The organism is Flavobacterium phragmitis (assembly GCF_900112575.1).
Lineage (GTDB): Bacteria > Bacteroidota > Bacteroidia > Flavobacteriales > Flavobacteriaceae > Flavobacterium > Flavobacterium phragmitis.
This window is the reverse complement of the sequence record NZ_FOMH01000001.1, coordinates 423,606-436,240: the sequence shown is the minus strand read 5'-3', so window position 1 is coordinate 436,240 and position 12,635 is coordinate 423,606. Positions and strand designations below refer to the sequence as shown.

The window sequence follows — 12,635 nt, the reverse complement described above, 5'->3', positions numbered from 1 at the left end:
TGAATCTTATTTTTAGTTATAGTTCGCAAAGGTTTATTACAAAACTTTGCGAACTTTGCGATTTTTACTTAGCGTCTTTGCGGTTAAATTTTATTTTTTTACAGAAGAAATTATCCCCTTCAAAAACCCATTAAAATCAAATCCAGGTTCTTCTTCTCTCACTCCCATTCTCACGATTACCATATCTTTTGATGGAATAATCGCCACCATTTGACCTTGATATCCACTACAATAAAACATATCACGAGGAACATCTGGGAATTTTCCTCCTGCGTTTAGCCAGAACTGCGCTCCATATTTTCCATCAGAAGTATTTGTTGGTGTTGCTGTGTATTTTACCCAACTTTCATCCAAAATCTGTTCCCCTTTCCAATTTCCTTTTCTTAAGTATAATAATCCAAATTTTGACCAATCGCGTGGTGTTGCCCATCCATAAGATGAACCTACGAAAGTTCCCGACATGTCCTGCTCGACAATCATTGAGTTCATTCCGATTTTGTCGATTACGGCGCTGTACCAAAAATCTAGGTATTCTTGTTGTGTTTTAAATTGGCCTCTTAAAATTCGTGATAATAAATTTGTCGTCCCTGATGAATAATACCAATGTGTGTTTGGTTTGTATTTCGCTGGTTTATCCATTTGTACTTTTCCCATATCTTCAGCCTGGAAAAGCATTTGTGTAGCATCGCAGATTGTACTGTAATTCTCTTCCCATTCTAAACCGGAATTCATGTGAAGCAAATCGTTTATGGTAATATTTTTGCGTTCGTCATTTTGCCATTCTTTGATTGGAGCAGGTTTGTAAATATCAATTTTCCCTTGTTTTGCCAAAACTCCAAAAGCCGAACTCGTAATACTTTTTGTCATTGACCAACCCAAAATTTTACTGTCTTTATTAAATCCAGTATCATATTTCTCGCCGATTAATTTGTCTTTGTATAAAACGACAACGGCACGTGTGCGTTTTGCTTTTCCCCCATTTTTATCGAATGAATCATCAATTGCCTTTTTTAATTTTGCGTAATCCACATTCGCGAAAGCGGTATCTTTTGGTTCATTATTTCCATACGGAAAAGGAAGATCATTAACCAATTTTGTTCTCTTTGGAAGCAAGTACGGTTTTGAAACATCATAATCATCATTAATCAATAAAGCGCCTAAACCTTCTCTGTAAATCGCTTTTCTTTCTTTCAATCCGTAAACAGAAGAAATGGCAAATTTTCCAGCATCATCGATTGAATTTTTAGCCAAATCAATCATATCGATATCATTGTCGGTTTTTTCAATTAAATCTAGCGGACGATTGTCTATAAAATGTCCAGATGCAACACTTTTGGCAGAGAAGCCCGAAATCAAATCAAGCTTTGGATAGGTCGTAAATCCGAAATACAAAAAAGCGAGAACCACTACAAGCAGGAATAGTTTGAGAAATTTTTTCATGATATGTTAGTATTTTTATTGCAATATAAATAATTTATGTTCACGATTTTAGAACCGAAATAACAAATCTGTTTGAGATAATTCAGAAAATAGAATCGATTTTTACCAAATCAGCATTTACAACATCTGACAATCGCATCATAAAAGGAAATTATAGAATTCCTGTATAAACAAATTTAGTTTTAGTACTTTTGTAGATAGATTTTTTCTAAATAAGACATGCTAGATATTCAAAAAATAAGAGCTGATTTCCCAATACTTTCACAAACTGTAAACGGAAAACCATTAGTATATTTCGACAACGGAGCTACTTCACAAAAACCACAAGTTGTAATTGATGCAGAAGTAAAATATTATAACGAAATCAATGCCAATATTCATCGTGGCGTTCACACTTTAAGCCAATTAGCAACTGATGCTTACGAGGTTGCGCGCGGAAAAGTAAAAGATCATATCAACGCAAAATTTGCTCACGAAGTCCTTTTTACTTCAGGAACAACACACGGAATCAATTTAGTAGCAAATGGTTTTGCTTCTATTTTAAAACCTGGTGATGAAGTGGTTGTTTCTTCTTTGGAACATCATAGTAACATTGTGCCTTGGCAGATGTTATGCGAAAAAACTGGTGCTGTTTTGAAGGTAATTCCAATTGATGAAAATGGTGAATTAATTATTTCAGAATTCGATGCTTTACTTTCGGATAAAACGAAAATCGTTACTGTAAATCATATTTCAAATGCATTGGGCGTAATTAATCCAATCCAATATATTATCGACAGAGCACATGCTGTTGGCGCTGCAGTTTTAATTGACGGCGCACAGGCGGTTCCGCATTTAAAACCAGATGTTCAGGAATTAGATTGCGATTTTTATGCTTTTTCAGGACATAAAATGTGCGGCCCAACGGGAACTGGAATTCTTTACGGAAAAGAAACTTGGCTGAACAAACTTCCTCCTTATCAGGGTGGTGGCGAAATGATTAAAGAAGTTACGTTTGAAAAAACAACTTACGCCGATCTGCCTCATAAATTTGAAGCTGGAACGCCAAATATTGCAGGTGGAATTGTTTTAGGAACTGCAATTGATTATTTAAACGAGATTGGTTTTGATAAAATCCATGAATATGAAAATGAATTGTTAGAACATGCTACAAAACGTCTTAACGAGATTGAAGGCATCCGAATTTACGGAAACACCAAAAATAAAGCTTCTGTAGTTTCGTTTAATATTGATGGAATCCACCCATACGATATTGGTTCTATTATAGATAAATTAGGAATTGCAGTTAGAACTGGACATCATTGTGCACAGCCAATTATGAATTTCTTCTGTATTCCGGGAACAATTCGTGCTTCATTTTCATTTTACAATACAAAAGAAGAAATTGACGCAATGGTTGATGCAGTTAAGAAAGCACAAACTATGTTAAGCTAAAAAAACAAATTATATGCGAATAGTATCATTATTGCTCCTGACACTTTTTATTGTTACGGGATGTTGCAGTCAAAAAAAAGCAGATATGACATCAACCCAAATTGAATATTCTGCAATGTCCAGAGGTTATTACAAGAGTATTGTAGTACATGACAAATCTGTTTCTGTTGTTAAAGAACGTAACGGTGAAGCTGTTCAAAGCAAGATTGATGATGCAAAATGGAGCGAGATTGTTTCTGTATATTCAAAAGTAAATTTAGAAAGTCTTTCTACCTTAAAAGCACCAACAGACAAACGAACTTATGATGGTGCAGCCATAGGAAATTTAAAAATAACTAAAGATGGAAAAACATACGAAACTGCAGGTTTCGACAATGGTTTTCCGCCAAAAGAAATCGAAAAACTAGTAAATTTATTAGTTGATTTTGCTAAAGAATAATTATGACGATAAAAGAAATTCAAGACGAAATAATAGACGAATTTTCAATGTTCGACGATTGGATGCAACGTTATGAGTACATCATCGAACTAGGAAAAACACTTCCGTTAATCAAAGAAGAGTATAAAACAGACGATAATTTAATCAAAGGTTGTCAGTCTAAAGTTTGGCTACAAGGTGAAGAACAAAATGATAAAATTGTTTTTACAGCAGATAGTGATGCTATTTTGACCAAAGGAATAATCGCGATTTTAATTCGTGCTTTTTCTAATCAAAAAGCAAAAGATATCTTGGAAGCGGATACCGATTTTATAGACGAAATTGGTTTAAAAGAACATTTATCAGCAACACGTGCAAACGGTTTGGTATCAATGATAAAAAACATCAAAATGTACGCTTTGGCTTTTGATGCAAAAAACAAAAATTAAATTTCTTTTGCCACGAATTTCACGAATTGGCACTAATTTTAAATTCGGGAAATTTGTGAAATTCGTGGCGAAAAAACAAATAACAAAATGGAACAAGAAATAGACACAAACGAATTAGGAGAATCAATCGTAAGAATCTTAAAAGGAATTTACGATCCTGAGATTCCTGTAGATATTTACGAATTAGGATTAATTTACGACGTGATGGTAAACACAGATTACGAAGTAAAAATCCTTATGACGCTGACTTCACCAAACTGTCCAGTTGCAGAAAGCTTGCCAAGAGAAGTAGAAGAAAAAGTAAAATCAATCGAAAACATCAAAGATGTAGATGTTGAAATTACTTTCGACCCGCCTTGGAGCAAAGATTTAATGAGCGAAGAAGCAAAATTAGAATTAGGAATGCTTTAAAAAGTATACAGTTTTCAGTTTTCAGTCCCAGTATTCAACTGCGACTGAAAACTGTGACTGAAAACTAAAAAGAAATGGAAGAAATCATCAATAAAGTTGCCAATAGTGCTTTAGAAGTTTTTGATTTAGAGGATTATTATCCAAAAGGAATCCGTACTCAAATTGACATTTCACAATGGCTTTTGGAAGGATTTCTATTGAAAGAAAAAGACTTTAGAGAACACCTCAAAAATCACGATTGGTCACAATATCAAGATCAATATGTTGCTGTACATTGCAGTACAGATGCTATTATTCCTGCTTGGGCTTTAATTTTAGTTGGAGTCCATTTAGCGCCTTTTGCTAAAAAAGTTGTAAACGGAACCATAGAAGATCTTGATGCAAGCCTTTACGAAGAAATCCTAAGTAAAATAGATTACTCTGCTTATGCAGACAAACCTGTAATCGTAAAAGGTTGTTCTAGAAAACCAGTTCCAATGCGTGCTTATATTTTGGCAGCAAATAATCTGCAGCAATTTGCAAGAAGCATCATGTATGGGGAAGCTTGTTCTGCAGTACCTTTATACAAACAATCTAAGAAATAACCTGCAATAACCGCTGGTCAACCTTTATCTTTCGATTGGTTTTTAGTATATTTGATAACACACTTAAACTAAATACCATGAGAAAGATTTTTTTATTACTCTTCGTTTTAGCAAACCTTACTTTTGTTCAAGCTCAAAATACTGAAAAGGAATTAGCACAAAATACCGAAAAAGCCGTAAAAAAACTCAATGACACAATTGAAAAAGAAGGCTGGAAAGCAAAAGGCACTGTATCCCTTTTATTAAATCAATCCAGCTTTAACAATTGGATTGCCGGTGGTGAAGATAGCTTTTCTGGAACTTTAGGCATCAATTATGATTTCAATTATAAAAAAGACGATGTAACTTGGGATAACAAAGTCTTGGCTTCTTATGGTATATTGCAAACCAAAAACACTGATTTCAGCAAAAAAACAGATGATCGTTTAGAGTTCAATTCAATCGTAGGAAAAAGAGCTTTTGGCGAATGGTATTACTCTTTCTTCTTAAATTTTAGGACTCAATTTACCACAGGATATATTTACGGACAGGATGCCAATGGAAAAGAAATTAGAACAGAACAAACTAAATTTATGTCCCCTGGATATCTGACTGTTGGACCTGGTATTTACTGGTCAAAAGATGAAAATCTGAAAATAAATTTTGCTCCTTTAACTTCAAAATTTACGTTTGTAGACAATGCTTATACAAGCGGTATCGATAGATTTACCGGTTTGCCTTATGTTGATGGCGATTATTTTGGTGTTGACGAAGGCAAAACCATGCGTTATGAACTGGGTTTTTATGCATCCGTTTATTACAAACTAGCCATTATGACGAATGTAACGGCAGAAAACACACTTAATTTATATTCTAATTATCTAGAAGATCCTCAAAATGTAGATATTAATTATTCTTTGAATATCATTATGAAAATCAACAAATTCTTGTCTGCCAATTTTGCTTTCCAAGCGATATATGATGACAATGCTTTTAGAGGACTTCAAACCAGACAAGTATTTGGTTTAGGCGTTAATTTTGGATTTTAATAATTAGAAGCCAAACAATAGGTTTTTTTAATAAACATAGTTCCCGCTCTCGGCTTTATCTTACTTGCCCGACGTCGGGCCAGCAAGGATACCGCCTCCATCGGGGCTAAATTCAAACAATAGGCTTCTTTTAAACATAAAAAAACGGCTTTTGAAAATTATCAAAAGCCGTTTATATTTTATTCTTCTTCTTTTTCAATTGCATCTTTATAATCCGGATACAAGAATTTATTGTAAGGAAAACGAGTAATATGAATCTGGCGAACCGCTTCGTATACTACCTCTCTAAATTCTTCGAAATTCTCTTTATTTCTGGCTGAAATAAATAAGGCATTATCTTCTCCTACATTACTCATCCAAGTTTGTTTCCACTCCTCAAGTGTCCAATGTTTTCTGGTTTTTTCAGTAATCAAATCATCTTCATCAATGGTCAGGTGTTTGTAAGCATCAATTTTATTGAAAACCATAATCGTTGGCTTATCATTACTTTTAATTTCCTGAAGCGTCTTGTTTACAGATTCGATATGATCTTCAAAATCAGGATGCGAAATATCTACCACATGCAAAAGTAAATCGGCTTCACGAACCTCATCCAATGTACTTTTAAAAGAATCTACCAATTGAGTTGGCAGTTTTCGAATAAAACCAACCGTATCCGAAAGTAAAAACGGCAGGTTTTTAATCACCACTTTTCTAACCGTTGTATCTAAAGTTGCAAACAATTTATTTTCAACAAAAACATCGCTTTTTCCAATTGCATTCATCAAAGTCGATTTTCCAACGTTTGTGTAACCAACCAAAGCCACACGAACCATTGCACCACGATTGCTTCTCTGAATACTCATTTGTTTATCAATCGTTTTGATTTTATCTTTCAAAAGTGAAATTCGGTCACGAACAATACGTCTATCCGTTTCAATCTCTGTCTCTCCAGGTCCACGCATACCAATCCCTCCTTTTTGACGCTCAAGGTGGGTCCATAAACCAGAAAGTCTTGGTAATAAATATTGGCATTGCGCCAATTCTACCTGCGTTCTTGCGTATGAAGTTTCGGCTCTCTGTGCAAAAATATCTAGAATCAAATTGGTTCTATCCAGAATTTTACAATCAATAATTCTAGAAATATTTTTTTGTTGAGAAGGCGTAAGCTCATCATCAAAAATTACAGTCGATATTTTGTTCTCTTTCACAAAAAGATTAATGTCATCAATTTTTCCTGTACCCACAAAAGTCTTTGGATTTGGGCGCTCCATTTTTTGCGAAAAGCGTTTAATCACTTCACCTCCAGCGGTAAAAGTCAAAAACTCCAATTCGTCTAAATATTCATTTAGTTTCTCTTCACTTTGATTTTGAGTCACAATACCGACAATTACGGTTCTCTCAAAATTTATAACTTCTTTTTCTAACATAGTCTTGAATAAGCTGCAAATTTAATGATTTGTAAGCTACAATCAATTATACAATTTCGTTTTTAAATTTATATAGTGCTTGTAGACAATAAAAAATGGAACCTCGTCAAGTTTTACCTCAACAAAATTCCATTTATCTGAATTGGTCTCTCAGTATGAAACGTTTACTCGTAAATAAACGTTTTTTCGGTTTTTACAATTCCATTCTCTTCAATTTGAGAACAAGAAATTGGAAAGTTTAATTTGTTGTATTTGTATTTTCTGCTTACCGCAACTAATGCCGTAGATGACGGACTGAAATTCATTTCGTTATTGTATGAAATCGATTCAAAAGGAAATTCCTCCTCGTGGTAAGAGATCATTGGCACAATCACTTTATAATTATCTCCAAAAAGATTCTGAACAATCAATTGATCTACCGATTTTTTATCGTCATAAGTATACGTTTTAGAGATTTTATCTCCAACTAAACCTTTGTGTTTAGAAACATTATCGTTTACATAAACATATTCTAATTTTCCAATAATAGCTTTATTTCTATCACGAGAAGTACGTCTTACAATGATTCCGTTTTCAACCAAATATTCAATATCATCCAATAAATTTTGATGATTAGTACTGCTCTTAGTAGTTACTTTTATCCTTGCTCCTTCATAAACAAACGAAACTGTTTTGGTAATGTAATTTGGTCCTTCCTGATATTTTTTTACAAATTTGGTAATATTATTATCAGCGTTGTAAGTATAATTGATTACTTCTTTCCAGTCACTTCCTATTTTATCCTTAACGGTCATATCCAATAATCCGTTTTTATTGTAATAGAAATGCTGTACGACATCTGAAGTGGTAATTGTCTGAAGTTTCCCGTCTTTAAAGACCATTGTTTTATTTACAATTTCACCGTCTTTAGAGTTCTGGTAATTTGTTTTTACAATGTTAATCTGCTTTAGTTTAACATCATCTTGACTATGCATCAAAAATGGAAACACCATCAATAAGATGGCAGCAAAGTAGGTTTTCATATTTGTTTTTGTATTGATTTGGGATGACCAAAATACAAAATTCAATTAGATTTCAAGAATTTGAAATACAAAAACTACAAACTTTTCAATAAAAACCTAAAAACCAACCCATTATTTATCAAAATAAAAATCATGTCTTATTTTTCTCCAAATATCTTAACGTCATCGACCATAAAAGCACCGTTTAACGTTTTATCTTTTCCTGAACCAATGTATTTAAAACCGATATAGATATTTCCAGTATAAGCTGAAAGATCAATTCCTCCTGAACTCATAAATTCACGGGAAGGATTTAAAAGTGAAGGAACTTTAGCTTCCAATTTTGTCCATTTGGCTTTGGTAACACTCGCACCATCAAAATTGGTTGAAACATACACTTCCAATGTATTTAAAGGTGAATCTACTTTTAAATCGTGTTGTGCGCTTCTAAAGGATAAAACGGCATTTTTATAACCTGTTAAGTTTATTTTTGGAGTAATCAGCCAAGCAACATTTTCGGCGGCTGTTGTGCTTGTAGTGTTAAATTCGGCATAGCCATTTCCTGAATAGACCATACTTTTCCATAGTTTAGTTGCTTTTTCTACAATATTGCTCCAGCCCGGCAATGCAAAATTGACATTATTTTTAACCGACTGAAAATCTTCTGCAAAAAAAGGTGTGTTACGTTTTCCATTCATCTCAACATCATTTTCTGAACGAATCATCAACTGATAATCAGAGCCGAATTTTGTTAGAATTCCTCTAACTTTTCCACTTCCTTCAGGGATAAAATGAGGTGCAAATTTTGCATAACTACTGGTTCTCAAAATAATTTGGTTTCCCGTTTTGTCTCTTAAATTCCAATTTGTAGAACCGCCAACATTATTAGATTCTTCGAAATAATGACGTCCTAAAGCTGCTTCTGTAAACTCAACATCATTCAGTTCTATTAAGGTATTCAATTTGCTGTCATTGAGTGCTTCTTCGATAGAAAGTGATTCAACTAATCCATTTTCATCAATTAAAGTACACGAAGCATTTAATACATTTTTATATTCATTCTGAGAAATTCTTCCAATTGTTGGATCACCGGAATTACTCACATATAAACTTCCAATTCTTAAGCCACCATAATATAAATCTGTAAACTGATTTTTAAGTTTCACGTACACTTTATTACCAAGTCTATAATCGATATAAGTATTGGATGCATCAACGGGAACACTAAATCCTATTGCTGGAAGTTTGTCCGTTGCCTTTGTCTGCAGATAAATTGTTTTGAAAAAATTTCCCTCTTCATCACTAGAAACTACATAAGCCTCAATTATATCATCATACAAATATTGTTTGGCGGTATTTGCTGAGAGTTCATATACTTTTTCTACTGTTTTATTTACTGTTAAATCTGGCTGTGTACAAACCAATTGTGGTGTTTCTGTTTCATTAGTACAACTGCCGATTGCGACTAATACAATACTTAAAATTGCTTTTAAAAATAGGTGCTTCATAACCATTAATTTTTGATTTACAAACCAATTGTGAGATTTAAAAAATAAGTTCTTCCATAACCGTAATAATATTTTGGACCAAAAGAGGGTGTTCCGCTGGAGACATCTTGATTTAAAGCTCTAAAATTGGCATTTCTTGCCTGTTCGAATCCGCCGGTTTTATAAATTGTATTCAGGACATTATTGACACTTGCAAAAAGTCCAATATATTTTTTATGGATACGCCAGGATTTCCCACCATTAATATTTAATAATGTTATGGGATTAAATCGTTCCTGTTTCAAAAGTTCGTTTCCTCTTTCAGAAGTTGCTTCAGGAAAAGGAAAACCATTTGCGGAATTAATATAGAATTGAGATGTTCTCGAAATGGGCGAAACATCAATATAGTTTTCTGCCAAATAATTGACATTAGCGCCAATCCACCAGAATTTTGGATCGCGGTATTCTAATCCAAACGAATAAGCCTGCTGCGGATTTCCTGGCTGCTTATAATTTTTAAGGTAAGTTTCTCCAAAATCAAAAGTTTTCTGTTTGCCTTCTACTGCGGCATTAGCATCATTTGTAATCGTTACGTTTGGATTACTACTGTAAATATAATTTCCAAAAGCGGCTGCTAAAGTCGTCTTTATTGTTGAAGAAACCTGATATTCAAAACTCAATTCTGCTCCCATGTTTTTCTTATCCAAATGTGTTAAAGTCTGACTGACGAAAGCATCCGTAGCATCATAACCTGCGCCATCATCAAAAATTCCTTCGGCATAAAAGAAAGATGTTTTGGAGCTATTTTTAATTAGAGTGTAATATGCCGTTGCGCGTAATTTCAATTTTGGCGAACGATAGATATAATTGGCTTCAGCACTAGAAATAGTTTCACTTTCAATTCCATCTATTACAGAATTATTCAATCTTGAATTGGAAAAAGTATTCCGAAGCAAAGGTGCTCTTGTCAAATGAGCTGCATTAAAAAACAACGACTGTTTTCCTGAAATTTTATAAGTGAATCCGCCTTTAAAACCAAAATTTTCAAAATTTATTTTCTCACTTTTTCCGAGAGAAGTCGTTGGGTAAATTCCGTTTTGATACAATCCTTCTCTTTGATAATTGGAAATCGAATAGGATTGTGCTAAATAAAATTCTGTCTTGTTATAAGTAAACTTAAATTGCGTAAAAACATCTAAAGTATTGGCTAAAAAATTATAATTATAGCCATAAATATCTCCCTGTTTTACCTTTCTGTCTGGATGAAGCAAATCAGATTGCGAAAGGTTTCCTTTGTAAAACGGATCAATATCATCAAAATATTCTCCGCCTAAAAGATCTATCAAATACTGAAAATTATGAGATTTCAATTTTCTGAAAGTAAATCCTCCATCAAAAGAAATATTGGACGCTAACTGAGAATTTAGATTTGAATTGATTGCGTAAGTTTTGTCGTCGGTTCTGTCTTCGTACAAAACATAATGACTTTTTGAGGGTTCATAACCATTAGCTGTTGGCTTTTGATTGGAGAGATACATTGCATTCCAGTCTATTTGAGCGTTTTCTAAAAATGTGATTTTACTTTTTTCTGCATTTTCATAATCTGGTGTAAATTCTCCTGAAAACTCGCCGTGATCTTTCGCATAAAGCGAACTAAAATAACTTGGCATTTTTCGGTAATAAACTGGATCTGGACTATCGGCATTTTGATAATCAATATTGCTGTTTCCAACTTTTCCAAATTGATACATAACAGCTGAATTAAGGTTTGTTTTCTCATTAATTTTAAAATAATGATTGAGCATAAACAAAGGTTCTTCGACTGTTTTTACTCTCGCATTTCTCTTTTTACCATTTTGAAATCCCCAATACGAATTATACTTTTCTCCCATTAAATCGGTAACCTCTGCGGTATTCGGAGAATTTTTACCACGTGAATTTGGAGTATAAAATCCTGTAAAATTTAGAGCGTGTTTAGCATTTAATTTCTTTTCAACACTAAGAAAAAAGGAATCCGCATCAAAATTGGTTCCTCCAAAATAACCTTCTTGAGCCCATCGTTTTCCAGCAGAAATTACATACGCCCAGCCCGAAGAATTCATTCCTGAAGCTTCTGTTGCAATTCCACGCCAAGTATAAGCTCCATTGCTTCCAGAAAAGGTAAGTGAACTTCCTTTTCGGTATAATGAAGCTCTTGTTGCAATTTGCTGTGTGCCTAAAATTCCGCCAAAAGTATAACTGGACATGGTAGTTCCAACTGAAAATTCTTGATTTCGAAGGACATTATTCAATCCTCCCCAATTACTCCATTGCGGTCTGCCATCGTATATTTTATTCATCGTCATACCATTGAGCATTGTTGTGGCATTTTCGCTGTCCAAACCGCGAACTCTAAATCTGGCTTGTCCCCAATTAAAAGCCGATGCCTGCATAAAAGCATCTCTCGAAGACTGCAAAAGCCCGGATGTCATTTCAGAAGAACCATTATCTTCAGACAAATCATTGTCAGACAATGTGATTAAGGCGGCAGGAACTTCATCTGAATAAGTATCTTCTAATGGTAAAATTCCAAGATTGATATTTTGTCCTGAAGTATATTGCAATTTTATAAGGGAATCTTTGTAGCCTTGGCTTCTCAACAAAAGCAATTGTTCCTTTGTTGGAAATATATGAAGTTCAAATTTTCCTGTTCTCGAAGTGAGTTGCATTACAGCTGTATTCTGTATTGTCACCACTACATTTTCCAACGGATTTTGTGTTCGGGCATCGATTACAATTCCTGTAACTGTTATTTCCTGCTGAGCATCAGCAAGATTAAAAACCAATAAAATGAGGAAGACTGCGTATTTTTTTCCCATTAAAAATCCAATTTACTTTGAAAATTACTTTAGGATTCTAATCCTTTATTCAAAAGATAAAATTGGTTTTTGGAAAAATTTCAATTTTAAGCAAGACGCTTATCATTCAAATATAA

General features: G+C 33.7%; 11 protein-coding genes. 6 read left to right on the top strand and 5 right to left on the bottom strand.

Features of this window, described 5'->3' with window-relative positions; translation table 11 throughout:
* Positions 1-90: 90 nt before the first annotated feature.
* Complete coding sequence (locus BM289_RS02015; RefSeq protein WP_091490460.1) at positions 91-1,440, bottom strand: serine hydrolase domain-containing protein; 1,350 nt, start codon at positions 1,438-1,440, stop codon at positions 91-93.
* Between the two features lie 219 nt (positions 1,441-1,659).
* On the opposite strand from BM289_RS02015, the gene BM289_RS02010 reads away from it, so the two are divergent.
* The 6 genes from BM289_RS02010 to BM289_RS01985 all read left to right on the top strand — a co-directional run bounded on the left by BM289_RS02010 (position 1,660) and on the right by BM289_RS01985 (position 5,764).
* The gene (locus BM289_RS02010; RefSeq protein ID WP_091490458.1) at positions 1,660-2,874 is read left to right on the top strand and encodes an aminotransferase class V-fold PLP-dependent enzyme; all 1,215 of its coding nucleotides are present in this window, start codon (positions 1,660-1,662) and stop codon (positions 2,872-2,874) included.
* An 85-nt stretch (positions 2,875-2,959) separates the two neighbouring features.
* Positions 2,960-3,313, top strand: coding sequence for a hypothetical protein (locus tag BM289_RS02005; protein WP_244165302.1), 354 nt, complete (start codon positions 2,960-2,962; stop codon positions 3,311-3,313).
* Between the two features lie 2 nt (positions 3,314-3,315).
* Positions 3,316-3,741: a SufE family protein gene (locus BM289_RS02000; protein WP_091490455.1), complete on the top strand. Its 426-nt coding sequence runs from the start codon at positions 3,316-3,318 to the stop codon at positions 3,739-3,741.
* 87 nt (positions 3,742-3,828) lie between these two features.
* A complete protein-coding gene (locus BM289_RS01995) occupies positions 3,829-4,152 on the top strand; it encodes a DUF59 domain-containing protein (protein ID WP_091490454.1) in 324 nt (107 codons plus the stop codon).
* Positions 4,153-4,226: 74 nt separating this feature from the next.
* On the top strand, positions 4,227-4,736 hold the full coding sequence (locus BM289_RS01990; RefSeq protein ID WP_091490452.1) for a DUF2480 family protein: 510 nt from the start codon (positions 4,227-4,229) through the stop codon (positions 4,734-4,736).
* A gap of 77 nt (positions 4,737-4,813) precedes the next feature.
* Entirely contained in the window at positions 4,814-5,764 is a 951-nt protein-coding gene (locus BM289_RS01985) for a DUF3078 domain-containing protein (protein ID WP_091490451.1), read from the top strand.
* 179 nt (positions 5,765-5,943) lie between these two features.
* Here BM289_RS01985 and hflX read toward each other — a convergent pair whose 3' ends face one another.
* From hflX to BM289_RS01965, 4 genes are all read right to left on the bottom strand, one after another.
* Positions 5,944-7,173: a GTPase HflX gene (gene hflX / locus BM289_RS01980; RefSeq protein WP_091490449.1), complete on the bottom strand. Its 1,230-nt coding sequence runs from the start codon at positions 7,171-7,173 to the stop codon at positions 5,944-5,946.
* Between the two features lie 164 nt (positions 7,174-7,337).
* Positions 7,338-8,195, bottom strand: coding sequence for a hypothetical protein (locus BM289_RS01975; RefSeq protein ID WP_091490448.1), 858 nt, complete (start codon positions 8,193-8,195; stop codon positions 7,338-7,340).
* 137 nt (positions 8,196-8,332) lie between these two features.
* A complete protein-coding gene (locus BM289_RS01970; protein WP_091490706.1) occupies positions 8,333-9,682 on the bottom strand; it encodes a DUF5689 domain-containing protein in 1,350 nt (449 codons plus the stop codon).
* A gap of 17 nt (positions 9,683-9,699) precedes the next feature.
* Positions 9,700-12,519 (bottom strand): carboxypeptidase-like regulatory domain-containing protein, encoded by a 2,820-nt coding sequence (locus BM289_RS01965; RefSeq protein WP_091490447.1) that lies wholly within the window; start codon positions 12,517-12,519, stop codon positions 9,700-9,702.
* Positions 12,520-12,635 lie beyond the last annotated feature (116 nt).